This is a genomic window from Pseudorhizobium tarimense (genome assembly GCF_022968135.1).
Lineage (GTDB): Bacteria > Pseudomonadota > Alphaproteobacteria > Rhizobiales > Rhizobiaceae > Neorhizobium > Neorhizobium tarimense.
In genome coordinates this window covers 82,953-101,755 of sequence record NZ_JALJRA010000002.1, presented here as the reverse complement: position 1 = coordinate 101,755, position 18,803 = coordinate 82,953, and the positions used below count along the sequence as shown (strand labels likewise).

The following is an 18,803-nucleotide window of genomic DNA, read 5'->3' as shown; positions in this document are numbered from 1 at the left end:
CTTAGAGCAGTCCCTCTCGCACCGCCGCATCCTTCAGCGATTCCATCGGCCGCGGCCCGATCTGCTGGATGACGATGGCTGCCGACAAGCAGCCGAGCTTGCCGCAATCGGCAAGCGAACGGCCTTGCGTGTAGCCGTAGAGGAAGCCGGCCGCAAAGAGGTCGCCGGCACCCGTGGTGTCGACGACGTCGGGGACCGGATAGGCATCGATCTTCACGCGCTCGTCGCTACGCAAGATGATGGCGCCCTCTTCACTCAGGGTCACTGCCGCCAGCTTGCAGTCCTTCGCAATGCTCGTCAGCGCCAGCTCGAAGTCATCCGTCTCACAGAGCGACAGCGCCTCCTGCTTGTTGGCGAACACGATGTCTACCGTGCCTGAGCGCATCAGATCGAGAAACTCGGCGCGATATCGGCCGACACAGAAAGGATCGGAGAGCGTCATGGAGACCTCTCGCCCATTTTCATGCGCAATGCGGGCACAGTCGAGGATGGCTTCCTTGGCGCGCGGCGGATCCCAGAGATAGCCTTCGAAGTAGGTCACAGCCGAATCGGCGACAACCTGAGGCTCGACGTCCTCCGGACCCAGTTCGACGCAGGCGCCGAGATAGGTGTTCATCGACCGCTCGCCATCCGGAGTGACGAAGATCATCGAGCGCGCCGTCGGCGGGTTCGAGCCCTGCGGCTTCGTTGCATAGTGGACGCCCTGTGCGCGGATGTCGTGCTGAAAGATCGTCCCGAGCTGGTCTTCGGCGACCTTGCCGAAATAAGCTGCCTTGCCGCCGAGCCCTGCGATTCCCGCCGCCGTATTGCCGGCGGAACCGCCGGACGCTTCAACCGCCGGCCCCATCTTGCCGTAAAGCAGTTCAGCGCGGTCGGCATCGATCAGATTCATCGCCCCCTTGATGATCTCGTTGTCGCTGAGAAAGCTGTCTTCGCAGCGCGCAATGATATCGACGATCGCATTTCCGACCGTGAGGACGTCGAATTTTGACATGCAGCCAAGCCCCTGTGGTTGCCGAAGTGACGGTTCGGCGTCTTCTCGCACATGCGAGGCAAAAACCCTAGAGGCAAACGGGACGCCGACGCCTCTCATTGTTCGCTTGGCGTTTGTCGACGCCACCCGCTTCGTTTAAACCGGGTGGTATACCTCCCTCGAAAGCTCCTCCCTTGTCTGCCACACTCATCAATGTCGCTCCCGTTTTCCTGCTCATCCTGATCGGCTGGGTTGTTGCCCGCACCGGTATCCTCAGCGAGGCCACCGGTGATGCCCTCGGCGAATTCGTGTTCAAGATCGCCGTCCCGATGCTGATCTTCCACACGCTCGCCGACGCGCATTTCGAAGGCGTTTCACCCTTCCGCCTGTGGTGCGCCTATTTTGCCGGCGTCGCCGTCACCTGGACGGCGGGCCACCTCGTCGCAAAGCATGTCTTCGGGCGCGACGACAAGATCGGCGTCATTGCCGGCATGTCGGCTGCTTTCGCCAACAATGTCTTCATCGGTCTTCCTCTGGTGGGACGCTCTGTCGGCCCAGATGGGCTGGTGGCGCTGTCGATCCTGCTAGCCATCCACCTGCCCCTGATGATGATCGTCGGCACCATCCTGATGGAGCGCGCTGCCGTGGTCGTCGACGGCGGGCAGGCGCGCGGCCTGAAGGCCATCATCCGCCAAGTCGGCTCCAATCTCATCCGCAACCCGCTGGTGATCGCGCTCGGCGCCGGATTGGCGTTCAACCTGTCCGGCATGACGCTGACGCCCGTCGTAAACACCGTGGTGATCCAACTCTCCAGCGCGGCGGGGCCAGCGGCGCTGATCTCGATCGGGATGGCGCTGACGAAATATCCCGTCCGCGGCAATATCGGGCTGACCGGCGCGGTCGCTGCGCTGAAGCTCTTCCTGCTGCCTGCGGCCGTCTTTGTCATGAGCCGGATTCTTGGGCTCAGCCCCGCCTGGACGTCCGCCATGGTACTGACGTCGTCGGTTCCGACCGGCATCAATGCGTGGCTGATCGCGCACCGCTTCCGGTCGGGCCAGAATATCGCTGCTTCGACGATCAGCGTTACGACCGCCTTCGGCATCATTTCGGTCAGCTTCTGGGCTTGGCTGCTCGGCTGATCGAAGAGCCTCGAGGCACAAACACGAAAAGCCCGACCGCAAGGTCGGGCTTTTCTTCATTTCATTCTGTCTGAAACCCGATCAGTTGTTGGGTGCGGGCTGCTCGCCGGTCGTGCCGGGCTGTTCCGGAGGCGCGACCTGGTCGGCTGTCGGCTCTGCGTTTTGAACGGCAGGAGCCGCCTGATTGCCGGTTGCGGCCGGGTTCTGAGCCGCCGGCTGCGTGCCGGTGCCTTCGGCTGCAGGAGCCGTTTCAGCAGCAGGAGCCTGGCCCTCAGCAGCAGGAGCAGCACCTTCAGCAGCGGGAGCCGTACCTTCAGCGGCAGGGGCAGCGCCCTCGGCAGCCGGAGCGGCGCCTTCAGCTGCAGGAGCAGCTTCGTCAGCGGGAGCGGCGGCAGCTTCCGGTTCCGGCAGCGGAGCCGGGCTATCGGAGAGCGAACGCAGATAGGCGATGACGTTGGCGCGCTCGTCATCCTTCTTGAGGCCTGCGAAGCCCATGGCGGTGCCCGGGATGTGCTGCTTGGGCGCCTCCAGGAAGTAGCTCAGGTGGTCATAGTCCCAAACCACCGACTGCCCCTCCGAGAAGTCCTGCATCGCAGCCGAGTAGCTGAAGCCCTCGTGCGAGGCGATCGGACGGTTGACGACGCCCCACAGGTTCGGCCCAACCTTGTTGGCGCCGCCCTGCTCGGCGGTGTGACAGCTCGCACACTTCTTGAAGGACGACTCGCCGGCGCCCGCATCGGCGCTGGCCAGGAGCGTGGCGATCGGGACGGCAGCTTCTTCGGCTGCGCCTTCGCCCTCGCCGCCTGTTTCCGCCGCGACAATGGCAAAGCCTGCCTGTTCGGGTGCTTCCGAGTGCCAGATACCTTCAGAAGCAATCGAAACCGTCATCATCACGAAAACGGTGGCAAGAAAGGCTCCTACCGCCATGTTCACGTACGAGTTCATTTGCAAACGCTCCTTTGCAACCGCCGGGTACAGGCGGGCCATCTTGAAATCGCGCGGAACCTATGTCTTTTGCATTGCCGTTGCAACACGATTATACGGCGGCGCGTGAGACTTTTTGACACTGATCAACGCGCTTTTGAAGGTGTTTCATGACCCAATTCAACTCCGAGCGGACGCTGGTACTCATTCCGGCGCGAATGGCCTCAACGCGCCTCCCAGGCAAGCCGCTCGCAGATATCGCCGGCCTGCCGATGATCGTGCAGGTCGCCAAGCGCGCTCAAGAGGCGAATGTCGGACGCATCGTCGTCGCCGTTGATCACCAGGACACCTACGACGTCGTGTCATCTGCCGGCTTCGAGGTCGTGATGACCCGACAGGATCACCAGTCGGGTTCGGACCGAATCTACGAGGCGATCCAGAAGGTCGATCCGCGCGGCAAGATCGAGGTGGTCGTCAATGTGCAGGGCGATTTGCCGACCATCGAGCCGGAGGCTGTCCGTGCTGCCCTTCGTCCGCTTGACAATCAGACGGTAGACATCGCGACCCTCACCGTCGCGATCACCGACGAGCACGAGAAGACCAACCCGAACGTGGTAAAGGTCGTCGGCTCACCCCTTTCCGATACGCGGCTGCGGGCGCTCTACTTCACCCGTGCCACGGCGCCACACGGCCAAGGCCCGCTCTACCACCACATCGGGCTCTACGCCTATCGTCGCTCAGCACTCGAGCACTTCGTGACGCTCGGCCCGTCGGTTCTGGAAAAACGCGAGTCGCTGGAGCAGTTGCGGGCGCTGGAAGCTGGCATGCGGATCGACGTGGAGATCGTTGACTCGGTTCCGCTCGGTGTCGATACTGCCGCCGATCTCGAAAAAGCCCGCGCGATCCTCGCCGGCCGTCCCTCCTGAGGCGCTTCTCCATGACCCAGACCACCAACAGGATCGCCTTCCAGGGCGATTTCGGCGCCAATTCCGACATGGCCTGCCGCGACATGTTCCCGAGCATGGAGCCGCTCCCCTGCCCGACGTTCGAAGATGCCTTCGTGGCGCTGGAGAGCGGAGAGGCCGATCTCGCCATGATCCCGATCGAAAACACGATCGCCGGGCGCGTGGCCGACATTCACTACCTGCTGCCGGAATCGCGCCTGCACATCGTCGGTGAATATTTCATGCCGATCCGCTTCCAGCTGATGGCGCTGCCCGGCGTGACACGCGAGGAGATCCGCACCGTCCACAGCCACATTCATGCGCTCGGCCAGTGCCGGAAGATCATTCGTTCCAACGGCTGGAAGGCCGTCGTCGCCGGCGATACGGCCGGCGCTGCCAAGCTCGTGGCCGAAAAGGGCGACCGGTCCATGGCCGCTCTCGCGCCTCGTCTCGCGGCCGAGCTTTACGGCCTGCAGATTCTGGCGGAAAACGTCGAGGACACCGAAAACAACGTCACCCGCTTCGTTGTGCTGTCGCGTGACGAAGCTTGGGCAAAGCGGGAGGACGAGGCGGAGATCATCGTCACCACCTTCGTCTTCAATGTCCGCAACATTCCCGCAGCGCTCTACAAGGCGATGGGGGGCTTTGCCACCAACGGCATCAACATGACGAAGCTGGAAAGCTACCAGCTGGGCGGCAAGTTCATCGCCACGCAGTTCTATGCGGATATCGAGGGCCACCCGGACGACGCGGCCGTCCGCCGAGCCCTGGAAGAGCTGCGCTTCTTTTCGGAGAAGGTGCGCATCCTCGGCGTCTACAAGGGCCATCCGATGCGCGGGATGCTCTAACGTTTCACACGATCACCGCGGCCAGTCGATCCAGTCGCGCATCAGCCGGTGGGCGATGGCACCGACAGGGGGTGCAAAGAAGCCTGCCCCTGACTGACCGTCGAGGATCTGCGCCACCTCATCACGGGAGAACCAGCGACAGTCGGCGATCTCCTGCTCATCGATGTTGATCTCGGTGGACTGTGCCTCGGCAAAGCAGCCGATCATCAGCGAATGGGGCATCGGCCAGGGCTGCGAGGCGTGGTAGCGGATGCGTCCGGTGCGAATGCCGGCCTCCTCGAAGGTCTCGCGCCGCACCGCATGCTCGATCGTCTCCCCCGGCTCCACGAAGCCGGCAAGGCAGGAGTACATTCCTTCCTGGAAATGGTGGCTGCGGCCTAGCAGGCATCGATCCTGCTCTTCGTCGATCGTGAGCATGATCACCACCGGATCGGTGCGAGGAAAGATCATGTGGTCGCAGGCCGTGCAGACGCGGCGGTATCCGCCGATCCGGCTTTCTGTCTGGCCACCGCACTTGCCGCAGAAGCGGTTGGTCGCGTTCCAGTGAATCAGCGCTGCACCTTGCGCCGCCTCGCCCAAAAGCTCCTCGTCCAGCAGCCCGTCGCGATAAAGCGCGCGCGCCTCGGTCGGCTTGAAGTTCGCCGCGAGATCCTCGGCAGCGACGGCTACCGGAACTGCGATGCGCGGCTCACCGTTTTCGCGGTAGCCCAGCAAGACCGAATTGTCGAAATCCGGCTGAAGCTCCGGCAGTTCGTAGGCTGCGAACAGCGGATCGAGAACCTGCCCGTCATGCTTCAGGATCAGGCGACTGCCGGTAAACGCGAGGATATGGGTACCTTCGACCTTGAGCGCCTGCTCGAGGCAATCCTCGTCCCGATATTCGGACTGGCGATCCAGTGTATTGCCGGAGAAGGCGGTCAGGCTGCTCGGTTCTGGATGGGGAGCATCGGAATCAAAGAGGGATTTTGTCATTTCAGAGGGCTTCGATCAGCTTCTTGAGGAAATCCTGTTCTGCGCCATCCCGATAAGGCTCGGCGCTCCCGTGCCCCCAGATGGGGCCGGGCCAGTTGGGATCGGCTTCCATGCGGGCGACGATGTGCACGTGCAACTGCGGCACGATGTTTCCCAGCGCTCCGACGTTGATCTTCCGCGCTCCGGTCGCCGTCTTCAACGCGGCTGCGACGGCGTTGGTCTCGAAGGTCAGCAGCGTCTGGTCGAGCGGCGTCAATTCGAAGATCTCGCTCACGCCCGCGCGCTGCGGCACGAGCATCAACCAGGGCCAGCGGCTGTCCTTCATCAGACGAAGCTGGCAGAGCCCTAGAACCGTCACCAGTTCGGAATCCCGTTCAAGCCTCTCGTCCAGCGCGAATTGCATCAGGTGCGGTTCCTCTCTCATCATCGAAGCCTAGCAGTTTTTTACAGGCTTCGCTTGCATTTGCGAGCGTAATTGCCGATATGTGCGGCGGGAGGTTGGTGGTGGACGAGCCACTCGCCAACCGGGTCAGGTCCGGAAGGAAGCAGCCCTAACGAGCCCGGCACGGGTCGCCGTGCCAGCCTCCCACCCTCTACCATCTTGGTCAGCTTCCGGTCCGGTCAAGAGGCTGGAACGGCCCGCGCAGGCTGGCAGGAACGATGAACGACACCGGGGCCACGTCCACGACATTTCCGCCGCCCGGCAGCGGCTATCGCGTGCTTGCGCGCAAGTACCGGCCGAAGGACTTCTCCGACCTGATGGTCGGCCAGGAGCCGATGGTGCGCACCCTCACCAACGCGTTCGAGACGGGCCGGATCGCGCAGGCGTATATGCTGACCGGCGTTCGCGGGGTAGGCAAGACGACGACCGCCCGCATCCTTGCCCGTGCGCTGAATTACAAGACCGACGACATCGACAGGCCGACGATTGACCTGCGTATCGCAGGCGAGCATTGCCAGGCGATCATGGAAGGCCGCCATGTCGACGTTATCGAGATGGACGCTGCCTCCCATACCGGTATCGACGACATTCGCGAGATCATCGAGCAGGTGCGTTACCGTCCGGTTTCGGCGCGCTACAAGGTCTACATCATCGACGAAGTGCACATGCTCTCGACGCAGGCGTTCAACGGCCTGTTGAAGACGCTGGAAGAGCCGCCGGAGCATGTGAAGTTCATCTTCGCGACCACCGAAATCCGCAAGGTCCCGATCACGGTTCTGTCGCGTTGCCAGCGCTTCGACCTGCGCCGGATCAGCGCTGCCGATCTCGTCCACCTTTTCTCGACGATCGCGGAAAAGGAGGGCATCACAGCCGAGCCGGAAGCGCTGTCGATGATCGCCCGCGCCGCCGAGGGTTCGGCCCGCGATGGCCTGTCGCTGCTCGACCAGGCAATCGCCCATGGAGGCGGCTGCGTCGAGGCGGAAACGGTCCGGGGCATGCTCGGTCTTGCAGACCGTGCGCGCATCGTCGACCTCTTCGAACATGTCGTGCGCGGCGACGTCACGGCTGCCCTTGGCGAATTCGAGGCGCAGTATCAGGCAGGCGCAAACCCCGTGGTCGTTCTGACTGATCTGGCAGACTTCACCCATCTCGTCACCCGCTTCAAGTACATTCCCGAGGCGGCGCAGGATCCGTCGCTGAGCGAGGTCGAGCGACTGCGCGGCCAAGAGTTCGCCAACACTGTGGCTGTAAGTGCGCTTTCGCGGATCTGGCAGATGCTCTTGAAGGGCATCCCGGAGGCGGAAAACTCCTCGCGTCCCGCCGGGGCCACAGAGATGGTGCTGATCCGGCTTACGCATGCAGCACACCTTCCCGCGCCCGAGGACGCGGCGCGGCGGTTGAGCGACTTCAGCAACGGCGACGGCCGCGGTTCCGCTTTGACCAATGGCAGCGGAGGCGGGCACGGTGTCTCGGCATCACCCCTCAATGCACAGGCGTCGTCAATGGCCCCGGTCTCCCGCGGTCCTGCCGGCGGCGCAACGGCAATGCTGAAGGCGGTTCCGGCGCCCGAACCGCGAGACATGCCCGTCGGCCGGACCGAAGTTCAGCCGGCTGACAAGCCGGCGCCACTGGTGCCCGTCAACTCCGTCCAGGACATCGTTGACCTTTGCACGAAGAACCGCGACGCCAAGCTCAAGGCGCTGGTCCGCAACTTCGTCCGGCTGGTGAAGATCGAGCCGGGCCGGCTCGACATGCGGCTGACGGACGGCGGCCCGGCAACCTTGCCGGGCGAACTCGGGGTCAAGCTCAAGGAATGGACCGGCATCCACTGGATCGTCAGTCTCAGCAAGGAAGACGGCGCGCCGACACTGGTGGAAGCCGACAACACCGCTCGTGAGGCACGGCTGACCGATGCGCGCTCCGATCCGGATGTTGCGGCGATCCTCGCGCAGTTTCCGGGCGCGCGCATCACCGACGTGCGCATTCGCGCCGCCGAAGACGAAGCGGACGAGGCTGAGGTTCCAGCCCCGGCCGCCGCCGAATCCGCCGAGGGCGACATCCTGCCCGGCGACGACATCGAACTATAAGAGAAGGACAAGACGATGCGCGACATCATGGGCATGATGGGCAAGGTCAAGGAAATGCAGGTCAAGATGGAGAAGGTGCAGGCGGATATTGCCGCGCTCGAAGTCGAAGGCAAGTCCGGTGGCGGCCTCGTCACCGTGCGTCTCAGCGGCAAAGGCGAAATGCTTGGCCTCAAGATCGATCCGTCTCTCTTCAAGGAAGATGACGTCGAAATTCTCGAAGATCTGATCGTTGCTGCCCATCAGGACGCCAAGGGCAAGGCGGAAAGCACGGCCGCTGAAATGACCAAGGACCTGACGGCTGGCTTGCCGATCCCGCCCGGCATGAAGCTTCCGTTCTAAGGGTCAGGACGCCAGGATCTTGGCACGCAGCCGCTCGGCGAGCGGCGCCGCCAGGAACGCTTGCTTCTGCTCATCCGTGAGCCGTTTGCCATAGAGCTGGAAGAGTTGCGAGATGGCTACTCGCGCATCCTCATGCGGGGTGACCCGAACCAACTCGCCCGCCGCGATCATGCCGCCGGCGACGACGCGGCAATAGATGCCGGGACGGCTGGCGGCCGTGTAGCGTTTGACGAAGCGGGAATCACCCATGCGTGCCGCGAACGTGGCGCAGGGTATGCGGGGCGCCGTCGCCTCCAGCACTACCTCGTTGAAGGCAAACCGATCGCCGACGCAGACCTCGCGATTGTCCAGCCCGTCGACGACTAGGTTCTCGCCGAAGCTTCCCGCCGGCAGAGGCCGCCCAAGCTCCTGCATCCACCAGTCCAGCGTCACCGAACCCTCCAGCAGGATCGCCTGATCCGGCCCGCCATGATGCTTGCGGTTGCAGACGGCGTCGCCGACCAGTCCGGCAGCATCCACCATTACCGGTGCGTGGAGCGGGGTCTTGTTGATCCCTGTCTTGTAGCTTTTGCCAGCCAGAACTTCGGGCCGACCGAGGCAGATGGCGGCGAGTTTCATGCGATGCGACCCTTCTGACGATTCCGTTCCTGCGAGATATCAGCTAAAAGCGCCCGATGGCAAAACGCGTTACCGGTCCAGAAATCGAGAAACTCATCCAGCTGCTGGCAAAGGTGCCGGGCCTTGGGCCCCGCTCCGCACGCCGTGCAGCCCTGCACCTGATCAAGAAGAAGGAGCAGCTGCTCGGGCCGCTGGGCTCTGCAATGGGCGAGGCCTATGACAAGGTCAAGGTCTGCTCCCGCTGCGGCAACGTCGATACCGTCGACCCCTGCACCGTCTGCACAGATGATCGTCGCGACCAGTCGGTCATCATCGTGGTGGAAGACGTCTCCGACCTTTGGGCGCTGGAGCGGGCGGGTGCAATGAATACCGCCTACCATGTTCTCGGCGGCACGCTCTCGCCGCTGGACGGCGTGGGGCCGGACGACCTCAATATCCGCGCCCTGATCGATCGTGTGAACGAGGGCGGCATCCGCGAGATCATTATCGCCGTGAACGCCACCGTCGAGGGCCAGACGACCGCGCATTACATCACCGACCAGCTCACCGGACTGGACGTCAAGATTACGCGGCTGGCGCACGGCGTGCCGGTCGGCGGCGAACTCGATTATCTCGACGAGGGGACGCTGACGGCTGCGCTTCGTGCCCGAACAGCGATCTGAGGAGGCATCATGCGGATTGTCACCCGAACCCTCGCGCTCTTCCTGATGTTGCTTCCGCTTCCGGCAATGGCAGCGTCGAAGGCAGAAGTCGAAAGGCAGTTCCAGCAGTGGATTACTGGCGATCTTACGCCCGAGGCGAAACGAAACGGGATCTCGGAGCAGACTCTGCGAAACGCTTTTCAGGGCCTGTCGCTGAATTGGGATCTTCCGGACCTCGTGCCGCCGGGCAGCGCGCCGCCGAAGCAGCAGGATCAAAGCCAGGCGGAGTTCTCCTCCCCCGGCGCCTATTTTTCGGAGAAGCGCCTGCAGGGGCTCGCCGCCACCGGTCGCAGTCTAGCCGGACAGTACGCCGACACGTTGAGGAGGGTCGAGGCGACCTACGGCGTGCCGGGCCGGATCATCGTCGCGATCTGGGGCCGTGAATCCGGCTTCGGTCGCGCCAAGCTGCCGCACTCCGCTATCGAGGTGCTTGCCACAAAGGCCTTCATGTCGACGCGGAAGGACATGTTCCGCTCCGAGCTGATTGCAGCACTCCACATGATCGAGGGCGGCGATATCTCCGCCTCGCGGATGATGGGCTCCTGGGCCGGTGCGCTCGGCCAGCCGCAGTTCATGCCCTCCAGCTACCTCAAATATGCCGTCGACTTCGACGGCGACGGGCGCCGCGACATCTGGAATTCCGTTCCGGACTCGCTGGCTTCCATTGCCAATTATCTTGCCCAGGAAGGCTGGCAACGCGGCCGCGACTGGGGCTACGAGGTGAGCATCCCCACCTCTGTCACCTGCGCACAGGAAGGTCCGGATCTTGCCAGGCCCATCTCATCCTGGGCCAATCTCGGCATTGAGCGCGTCTCCGGTCGCCCGTTTCCCGCTGAGGAACTGCAGGCGTCAGGCATGATGCTGGTTCCGGCCGGGCGACATGGGCCCGAATTTATCGTCACGCCGAACTTCTACGTGATCAAGCAGTACAACAACTCCGACCTTTATGCCCTCTTCATCGGCAATCTCGCAGACCGCATTGCCTATGGCAGCGGCGCGTTTCAGGCGGATTGGGGCAATGTCGGCAAGATGCTGCGCTCCGATGTGCTTGTGATGCAGAAGACGCTGGTCGCCAAGGGCTATGATGTCGGCAAGGTGGACGGGCTCGCCGGCTACAAGACCCGCCGCTCCCTCGGCGACTGGCAGGCCAAGAACGGGCTGCAGCCGACCTGCTTTCCTGATCAGGGCTCAAATCGAGACTGAAGTGATCCCTCAATGGGGATCGATGTGCGGCTGATGGAAGACATCGTCGCGCATCACGGGGATAGTCTGTCGCTCGATCATGCGGTGGACGCGCACCTTGTCGCCCCGGTGCAGCGCCAGGATCCTGTCCGTCGTTTCCGCATCCGCCTGCGTGCGGCGCTGGTTGTGGCGGACATATTCCACCCAGGTCGGGACATGATAGGTCTCCGTCCAGATCTCCGGGTTCTGCAGGTCGCGCATCAGGCCCCAGTTGCGGGCTCCGTCGCGGATACGGATCCGACGCCGCTCCGACATCAATGACAGGAATTCCTCCAGGTCCTCGTCGCCGATCTCGTAATCGATCTGGATGACGATCGGACCACTGCGCGGCTGGATCTCCAGCCCCAGCGCCGGCTCCACGAAGCGGTTCAGCGGGTCGAGGTTCAGCGACTGGAAGTCCGGCATTGGCAGGCGCAAGCCAATCGCGGCACCACCGAGCATCAAGACACTTGAGGCAATGAGGGCGTTGGACGGACTTGCGGCCTCCGCCCAGGAACCCCAGAGCCAGCTGCCGGCGGCAATGCCGCCAAAAGCCGCCGTCTGATAGAGCGACAGGGCCCTTCCAACCACCCAGCGCGGTGTCGACAGCTGAACCACCGTGTTGAGAAGCGACAGGGTGACCACCCAGCAGATGCCAGCCAGAATCAGCGCCAGGAAGGTCGCGACGTTGTTGGTGCTGACGCCGATGACCGCCGCAGCCACGGCGAAGCCGGTAAAGCTTGCCCTAACGATCTGCTCGCTCTTCAGCCATTCGCGAATGCGCGCATTGAGAAAGGCGCCCAGGATGCCGCCGACGCCGAAGGCGCCAAACATGATGCCGTAGGTGAGCGGTCCACCCTGGAGGATGTCTCGCGCGACGATCGGCAGGAGCGCGAGGACGGAACCGGCCGAGACACCGAAGACGAAGGCGCGCAGGATCACCTTTTCCAGGTTTGGCGACATCGCAACATAGCGCAGGCCGGATGAGATCGCCCCCGCCAGCCTCTCACGCGGAAGCGGGTTCTTCGGCAGGTTCGGCTTCCAGCGCAGCAGCACGAAGATCAGTGCGAAATAGCTGATCGCATTGATGGCAAAGGCTGCTGCGGCCCCCGCTGCCGCAACGATGACACCGCCGAGCGCCGGACCAAGGCTGCGCGTGATGTTGAAGCCTGCGCTGTTCAGCGAAACGGCGGCGGGAAGATCGCTTCTCGGGATGATATCACCGACCGATGCTTGCCAGGAGGGATTGTGGAGTGCAGTCCCGGAGCCGATCACGAAGGTGAAGGCCAGCAGCAGCCAGGGGCTCAGCCAGCCGGACCACGCAAAGAAGGTGAGAAGAAGCGACGCTGTCAGCATCAGGAATTGCGCGATCAGCATGACCTTGCGCCGGTCGAAGCTATCGGCCAATGCGCCGGAGATTACCGAAAACATCATGATTGGCAGAGCTGTCGAAGCCTGGACCAAAGCGATCAGGTTCTCCGAGGTCGTCAGCGATGTCATCATCCATGCCGCACCGACCGCCTGGATGAGGCCTCCGAGGTTGGAGGCAAGGCTTGCCATCCACATGTTCCGGTAGTTCTGGTGGCGAAGGGGCGCGAACGGCGAACGGCTGTCTGTCACGCGAATTCCAACTCAGCTGCGTAAGATCGGCTGGAGTATAGGGCAGGCTCCGGCAGAAGCCAGTCCGGTACATGCGGCTGGCTACCCTTGCAAAAGGTGACCGCACAGCGTATATGCACCTCATATTCTTGATCGTCTGATGAAGAGTGGGGCCTGGCCGGGACCCGCTCTTTTTTGTTAGGCGATCGACACAGGCACAGGCTTCGTTAGGGCCTGACGATTGGAATTACCTATGTCGCAGACCGAACACGAACCGCGCATCATCATCGAGACAGGGCTTGATCTTCGCGTTGCCGAGATCATCGAGCCCGTGATCGCATCGATGGATTACCGCCTGGTGCGCGTCCGGATGATGAGTCAGAACGGGCTGACCCTGCAGGTCATGGCCGAGCGCAACGACGGGACCATGACCGTCGAGGACTGTGAAACGGTCTCCACCGCAATTTCGCCTGTTCTCGACGTGGAAGATCCTATAGATAAGGCATACCATCTCGAAGTATCTTCGCCCGGGATCGACCGGCCGATGGTCCGCAAGTCTGATTTTTCGCGCTGGCAGGGCCATATCGTGAAATGCGAGACGTCGATCATGATCGACAACCGCAAGCGGTTCCGCGGCAAGATCGTCGAGACGAATGAGGAAGGCTTTACGATCGAGCGCGATCAGGTAGCCTATGGCGAGGCGCCGAGCGTCACCATTCCGTTCACCGCGCTTTCGGAAGCCAAGCTGATCCTGACGGACGACCTGATCCGCGACGCGCTGCGCGCCGACAAGCTGGCCAAGGCCCAGGCGGCCAACCAGAACGGCGAAGACGACAACGAATAACCAGACAAGATCGGCCGGACGGCCGCAAACCTTTCGACTGACGGAGACGAACGACAATGGCAGTGAGTGCGAACCGGCTTGAGCTTCTGCAGATCGCAGACGCAGTGGCACGTGAAAAGGTCATCGACCGTGAGATCGTGCTGGCCGCGATGGCCGACGCCATCCAGAAGGCAGCGCGCTCCCGCTACGGCTCTGAAACCAACATCCGCGCCGACATCAACTCCAAGACGGGCGAGATCCGGCTTCAGCGTCTTCTCGAAGTTGTCGAGCAGGCCGAGGATTACGGCACGCAGATCCCGCTGGAACTGGCGCGCGACCGCAACCCGGATGCCAAGATCGGCGACTTCATCGCCGACCCGCTGCCGCCGATGGATTTCGGGCGTATCGCCGCACAGTCGGCCAAGCAGGTCATCGTCCAGAAGGTTCGCGAAGCCGAGCGTGACCGCCAGTATGACGAGTTCAAGGATCGCGTTGGCGAGATCGTCAACGGCACGGTCAAGCGCGTCGAGTATGGCAACGTCATCGTCGATCTGGGCCGTGGCGAAGGCATCATCCGCCGCGACGAGATGATCCCGCGCGAAGCCATGCGCTACGGCGATCGCGTCCGCGCCTACGTTTACGACGTCCGCCGCGAACAGCGTGGTCCGCAGATCTTCCTGTCGCGCACCCATCCGCAGTTCATGGTGAAGCTCTTCACCATGGAAGTGCCGGAAATCTACGACGGGATCATCGAGATCCGTTCCGTTGCCCGTGACCCGGGCTCGCGCGCCAAGATCGCCGTCATCTCCAACGACTCGTCAATCGACCCGGTCGGCGCCTGCGTCGGTATGCGTGGTAGCCGCGTTCAGGCCGTCGTCGGCGAACTGCAGGGCGAGAAGATCGACATCATTCCGTGGTCCAACGACCCCGCGTCCTTCATCGTCAACGCATTGCAGCCGGCGGAAGTGGCGAAGGTCGTTCTCGACGAGGATGCCGAGCGCATCGAAGTTGTCGTTCCTGACGAGCAGCTGTCACTGGCCATCGGCCGCCGCGGCCAGAACGTTCGCCTCGCTTCGCAGCTGACCGGCTGGGATATCGACATCCTGACGGAGCAGGAAGAGTCCGAGCGCCGCCAGAAGGAATTCAACGAGCGGACTGACCTCTTCATGGAAGCGCTCGACGTCGACGAGATGGTCGGCCAGGTGCTGGCCTCGGAAGGTTTCGCAGCCGTCGAGGAACTCGCCTATGTCGAGCTCGACGAAATCTCCTCCATCGAAGGGTTCGACGAGGACACCGCCCAGGAGATCCAGACCCGCGCCAGGGAATACCTGGAGAAGATCGAAGTGGAAATGGATGCCAAGCGCAAGGAGCTCGGCGTTCAGGACGAGCTGCGCCAGATCGACGGCCTGAACGGCCAGATGCTGGTGGCGCTCGGCGAGGACGGCATCAAGACCGTCGAAGACTTCGCCGGTTGCGCTGCAGACGATCTCGTCGGCTGGAGCGAGCGCAAGGACGGCGAGACCAAGAAGTTCGAGGGCCTCTTCTCCAAGTTCGACGTTTCGCGTGCCGAGGCCGAGAACATGGTTGTCCAAGCCCGCCTGCTGGCCGGCTGGATCACCGAGGAAGACCTGGCTGCCGAACAGGCTGAAGAGGGCGAGGAGGCGGAAGCCGTCGCCGAAGAATGATGGCGGATGCGCAGACGCAGGAGCCGGACGATGATGGGGACTTCCCCGTGAACGACCGCACCTGCATCGTCACACGCGAAGCGGAAGCGCCTGAAGGGCTGATCCGCTTCGTCGCCGGACCGGACGGGCGGGTTGTTCCCGACCTGAAGCGCCAGCTCCCCGGGCGGGGCTGCTGGGTGAAGATGGAGCGGTCTCTCGTGGACCGCGCGGTCCAGCGTAAGCTGTTTTCCCGTGCCCTGAAGCGCGAGGTGACGGCTGAGCCGGATCTTAGCGCGCTTGTGGACCGGCTGCTTGCATCCGACCTCGTCGGGATGATGAACATGGCCCGCAAGGCTGGCCAGTTCGTAACCGGCGCCATGAAAGTGGATGCCGCCGTACGCTCCGGTGCAGCGCTTGCCGTGTTCCACGCGGCGGATGCGGCGCATGACGGAGTGAGGAAAATTGACCAGGCGAGAAAAGCCTGGAAGCTCGGCACGGATGCCGAGAACGACATACCGTCCTTTTCGTTCTTTACGGGCGCGGAAATGGACGAACTGTTAGGCCAGAATGCCTTTATTCATGCCGCGGCGCTTGCCGGACAGGCGGGTGAGGGTGTAGTGAAGCGCGCAACCATGCTCGAAAAGTACCGCGGTGTCGGTCAGTCTGGAGCAGCGAGCGGCGCTCGCCGGCCAAACCGATGACGCGGCTACCGGCACCCGCCGGCCGCCGTACCGAGAGACATGCATTGATAGACGAGGTCTGATGTCGCCATCCGTCCTCGTTCGAAGGAACAGGAACGGAATGACCGACAACAAAGACGACAAGACGCTTGGGGTTAAGAAGACCCTCACCCTGAAGCCATCGGGAGTGAGCCAGGGCACCGTGCGCCAGGATATGGGCCGTGGCCGCACCAAGGCGGTCGTGGTCGAAACCCGCAAGCGCCGTCCTATCCGCCCGGAAGACGAGAAGCCGACCTACAGCGCTTCGCCGGCACCGGCACCGCGCGCTGCTGAACCTGCCGCTCCGGCCCCACGTGCGCCGCAGCCTCAGGCGCAGGCCCCGCGCGCCCACCAGCCGGCCCCGCAGAGCCAGCGCCCTGCCGCACCCGCCCCGCAGCAACGTCAGCCGGAGCGTCCCCGTGGCGCCGTGCTGCACGATCTTTCTGCCAGCGAAATGGACGCCCGCCGCCGCGCGCTGATGGAAGCGCAGGCTCGCGAAGTCGTTGAAGCAAAGCAGCGCGCCGAGGAAGAAGCACGCCGCAAGGTCGAGGAAGAGCGTCGCAAGGCCGAAGAGGCCGCAGAGGCTGCCCGTCGTGCCGCTGAACCCGCACCAGTCGAAGAGCCGGCTCCGGCCGAGGCCCCTGCGCCCGCACCCGCTGCCGAACGGCCGGCCGCGGCACGGCCTGCTGTAGCCCGGCCGCAACCTGCTGCACCGGCACAGCCCGTGATCGGCCGTGGCCGCAAGGCCGGGGATGATGACGATGATGACCGGGGTCCGGCACGTGGAGCCCCTGTCCGTGGTCGCGTCGCCGCGCCGGCACCTGCAAAGGTTCCCGCCCGCCCGAAGAGCGACGACGAGCGCCGTCGCGGCAAGCTGACGGTCACGACAGTCAGCACGGACGACGAAGGTGGCAATGCACGCGGCCGTTCTATGGCCGCCATGCGCCGCCGGCAGGAAAAGTTCCGCCGCAGCCAAATGCAGGAGCCGCGCGAGAAGGTCATGCGCGAAGTCGTGCTTCCGGAGACCATCACCATCCAGGAACTGTCGCAGCGCATGTCCGAACGTGCAGTCGACGTGATCAAGTTCCTGATGAAGGAAGGCCAGATGATGAAGCCGGGCGACGTCATCGACGCCGACCTCGCAGAACTCATCGCAGTCGAATTCGGCCACACGGTCAAGCGCGTCTCCGAGTCCGATGTCGAAGAAGGCATCTTCGACGTGGCCGACGACGAAGGCGAAATGATCTCGCGTCCGCCGGTCGTGACGATCATGGGTCACGTCGACCACGGCAAGACCTCGCTGCTCGATGCCATCCGTCATGCCAACGTGGTTGCTGGCGAAGCCGGTGGCATCACCCAGCATATCGGTGCCTATCAGGTCGAGCAGAACGGCCAGAAGATCACCTTCATCGACACCCCCGGCCACGCCGCCTTCACGGCCATGCGTGCCCGTGGTGCTCAGGCGACGGATATCGCGATCCTTGTGGTCGCGGCCGACGACAGCGTGATGCCGCAGACGATCGAGTCGATCAACCACGCCAAGGCGGCTGGTGTGCCGATCATCGTGGCGATCAACAAGGTCGACAAGCCGACGGCCAACCCGCAGAAGGTTCGTACTGAACTGCTGCAGCACGAAGTTTTCGTGGAAAGCATGGGCGGTGAAGTGCTGGACGTCGAGGTTTCGGCCAAGAACCAGACGAACCTCGACAAGCTTCTCGAGGCGATCCTGCTGCAGGCCGAAATTCTCGACCTCAAGGCCAATCCGAACCGGACAGCCGAAGGTACGGTCATCGAAGCCCAGCTCGATCGCGGTCGTGGTGCGGTTGCGACCGTGCTCGTCCAGAAGGGCACGCTGAAGCCCGGCCAGATCATCGTTGCCGGCGACCAGTGGGGCCGTGTGCGCGCGCTTGTCAACGACAAGGGCGAGCAGGTGAAGGAAGCTGGACCGGCCATGCCGGTCGAGGTTCTCGGCCTCTCCGCGACACCGGCTGCAGGCGATCGCTTCGCAGTAGTGGAAAACGAGGGCCGCGCACGCGAGATCTCCGAATACCGCCAGCGTCTTGCCCGCGACAAGGCAGCCGCTCGCCAGTCGGGTTCGCGCGGCTCGCTCGAGCAGATGATGACGCAGCTGCAGAGCTCCGGCCTGAAGGAGTTCCCGCTCGTCATCAAGGGCGACGTGCAGGGCTCGATTGAGGCCATTGCCGGCGCTCTCGAGAAGCTTGGGACGGAAGAGGTCCGCGCTCGCATCGTGCATTCGGGCGCCGGCGCGATCACGGAATCGGATATTTCGCTTGCCGAGGCATCCGACGCCGCGATCATCGGCTTCAACGTGCGCGCCAACACGCAGGCACGCGCTGCCGCCGAGCGTTCCGGCACCGAGATCCGCTACTACAACATCATCTACGATCTGGTGGATGACGTGAAGGCAGCGATGTCCGGCCTGCTTTCGCCGGAGCGCCGCGAGACCTTCCTCGGCAATGCCGAGATCCTGGAGGTGTTCAACATCACCAAGACCGGCAAGGTCGCCGGTTGCCGCGTCACCGAAGGCAAGGTCGAGCGTGGTGCGGGCGTGCGCCTGCTGCGCGACAACGTCGTCATTCACGAAGGCAAGCTCAAGACGCTCAAGCGCTTCAAGGATGAAGTTGCCGAAGTGCCGGTCGGCCAGGAATGCGGCATGGCCTTCGAGAACTACGAAGACATCCGCGCGGGCGACGTCATCGAGTGCTTCCGCGTGGAGCACGTGACCCGGACGCTCTGAGCGAGGGTTGAAACAATACAAGCCGCTGGGAA

General features: G+C 63.4%; 17 protein-coding genes and 1 other RNA gene. 12 read left to right on the top strand and 6 right to left on the bottom strand.

Going from position 1 to position 18,803, the window contains the following annotated elements:
- Position 1: 1 nt before the first annotated feature.
- Complete coding sequence (locus tag MUU54_RS02715) at positions 2-994, bottom strand: adenosine kinase (protein ID WP_247242504.1); 993 nt, start codon at positions 992-994, stop codon at positions 2-4.
- Between the two features lie 173 nt (positions 995-1,167).
- Here MUU54_RS02715 and MUU54_RS02710 point away from each other — a divergent pair, with 173 nt between their 5' ends.
- Positions 1,168-2,112 carry an AEC family transporter gene (locus tag MUU54_RS02710; protein WP_247242503.1) on the top strand — a complete coding sequence of 315 codons (945 nt, stop codon included), beginning with the start codon at positions 1,168-1,170 and terminating at the stop codon, positions 2,110-2,112.
- Between the two features lie 81 nt (positions 2,113-2,193).
- Here MUU54_RS02710 and MUU54_RS02705 read toward each other — a convergent pair whose 3' ends face one another.
- Positions 2,194-3,057, bottom strand: a complete 864-nt coding sequence (locus tag MUU54_RS02705) for a c-type cytochrome (protein WP_247242502.1) — start codon at positions 3,055-3,057, stop codon at positions 2,194-2,196.
- Positions 3,058-3,206: 149 nt separating this feature from the next.
- Here MUU54_RS02705 and MUU54_RS02700 point away from each other — a divergent pair, with 149 nt between their 5' ends.
- The gene (locus tag MUU54_RS02700) at positions 3,207-3,962 is read left to right on the top strand and encodes a 3-deoxy-manno-octulosonate cytidylyltransferase (protein ID WP_247242501.1); all 756 of its coding nucleotides are present in this window, start codon (positions 3,207-3,209) and stop codon (positions 3,960-3,962) included.
- Positions 3,963-3,973: 11 nt separating this feature from the next.
- A complete protein-coding gene (locus tag MUU54_RS02695; RefSeq protein ID WP_247242500.1) occupies positions 3,974-4,828 on the top strand; it encodes a prephenate dehydratase in 855 nt (284 codons plus the stop codon).
- 12 nt (positions 4,829-4,840) lie between these two features.
- Here the strand turns inward: MUU54_RS02695 and nudC are convergent, their stop codons facing one another.
- Both nudC and MUU54_RS02685 read right to left on the bottom strand, forming a co-directional pair.
- Positions 4,841-5,800 (bottom strand): NAD(+) diphosphatase, encoded by a 960-nt coding sequence (nudC, locus tag MUU54_RS02690; RefSeq protein WP_247242499.1) that lies wholly within the window; start codon positions 5,798-5,800, stop codon positions 4,841-4,843.
- A 1-nt stretch (position 5,801) separates the two neighbouring features.
- Entirely contained in the window at positions 5,802-6,206 is a 405-nt protein-coding gene (locus MUU54_RS02685) for an HIT family protein (protein ID WP_247242722.1), read from the bottom strand.
- A gap of 87 nt (positions 6,207-6,293) precedes the next feature.
- Between MUU54_RS02685 and ffs the strand changes: the two genes are divergently transcribed.
- From ffs to MUU54_RS02670, 3 genes are all read left to right on the top strand, one after another.
- Positions 6,294-6,390, top strand: an RNA gene (ffs, locus tag MUU54_RS02680) — signal recognition particle sRNA small type.
- A gap of 70 nt (positions 6,391-6,460) precedes the next feature.
- Positions 6,461-8,329, top strand: a complete 1,869-nt coding sequence (locus MUU54_RS02675) for a DNA polymerase III subunit gamma/tau (protein ID WP_247242498.1) — start codon at positions 6,461-6,463, stop codon at positions 8,327-8,329.
- A 15-nt stretch (positions 8,330-8,344) separates the two neighbouring features.
- Complete coding sequence (locus tag MUU54_RS02670) at positions 8,345-8,668, top strand: YbaB/EbfC family nucleoid-associated protein (RefSeq protein WP_247242497.1); 324 nt, start codon at positions 8,345-8,347, stop codon at positions 8,666-8,668.
- A 3-nt stretch (positions 8,669-8,671) separates the two neighbouring features.
- On the opposite strand, the gene MUU54_RS02665 is transcribed toward MUU54_RS02670, so the two are convergent.
- Positions 8,672-9,286, bottom strand: coding sequence for an MOSC domain-containing protein (locus MUU54_RS02665; RefSeq protein WP_247242496.1), 615 nt, complete (start codon positions 9,284-9,286; stop codon positions 8,672-8,674).
- Between the two features lie 56 nt (positions 9,287-9,342).
- Here MUU54_RS02665 and recR point away from each other — a divergent pair, with 56 nt between their 5' ends.
- Together recR and MUU54_RS02655 are read left to right on the top strand one after the other, a co-directional pair.
- A complete protein-coding gene (recR, locus tag MUU54_RS02660) occupies positions 9,343-9,948 on the top strand; it encodes a recombination mediator RecR (RefSeq protein ID WP_247242495.1) in 606 nt (201 codons plus the stop codon).
- A gap of 9 nt (positions 9,949-9,957) precedes the next feature.
- Positions 9,958-11,190 (top strand): lytic murein transglycosylase, encoded by a 1,233-nt coding sequence (locus tag MUU54_RS02655; protein WP_247242494.1) that lies wholly within the window; start codon positions 9,958-9,960, stop codon positions 11,188-11,190.
- Positions 11,191-11,199: 9 nt separating this feature from the next.
- Here the strand turns inward: MUU54_RS02655 and MUU54_RS02650 are convergent, their stop codons facing one another.
- On the bottom strand, positions 11,200-12,828 hold the full coding sequence (locus MUU54_RS02650) for an MFS transporter (protein ID WP_312038796.1): 1,629 nt from the start codon (positions 12,826-12,828) through the stop codon (positions 11,200-11,202).
- Between the two features lie 232 nt (positions 12,829-13,060).
- Between MUU54_RS02650 and rimP the strand changes: the two genes are divergently transcribed.
- The 4 genes from rimP (at position 13,061) to infB (ending at position 18,771) form a co-directional block, all read left to right on the top strand.
- Positions 13,061-13,651, top strand: a complete 591-nt coding sequence (rimP, locus tag MUU54_RS02645) for a ribosome maturation factor RimP (protein ID WP_247242493.1) — start codon at positions 13,061-13,063, stop codon at positions 13,649-13,651.
- A gap of 56 nt (positions 13,652-13,707) precedes the next feature.
- Complete coding sequence (gene nusA / locus MUU54_RS02640) at positions 13,708-15,315, top strand: transcription termination factor NusA (protein WP_247242492.1); 1,608 nt, start codon at positions 13,708-13,710, stop codon at positions 15,313-15,315.
- Positions 15,312-15,995, top strand: coding sequence for an RNA-binding protein (locus MUU54_RS02635; protein WP_247242491.1), 684 nt, complete (start codon positions 15,312-15,314; stop codon positions 15,993-15,995). Before nusA ends, MUU54_RS02635 begins: the two co-directional genes overlap by 4 nt.
- 100 nt (positions 15,996-16,095) lie before the next feature.
- The gene (infB, locus tag MUU54_RS02630; RefSeq protein WP_247242490.1) at positions 16,096-18,771 is read left to right on the top strand and encodes a translation initiation factor IF-2; all 2,676 of its coding nucleotides are present in this window, start codon (positions 16,096-16,098) and stop codon (positions 18,769-18,771) included.
- Positions 18,772-18,803 lie beyond the last annotated feature (32 nt).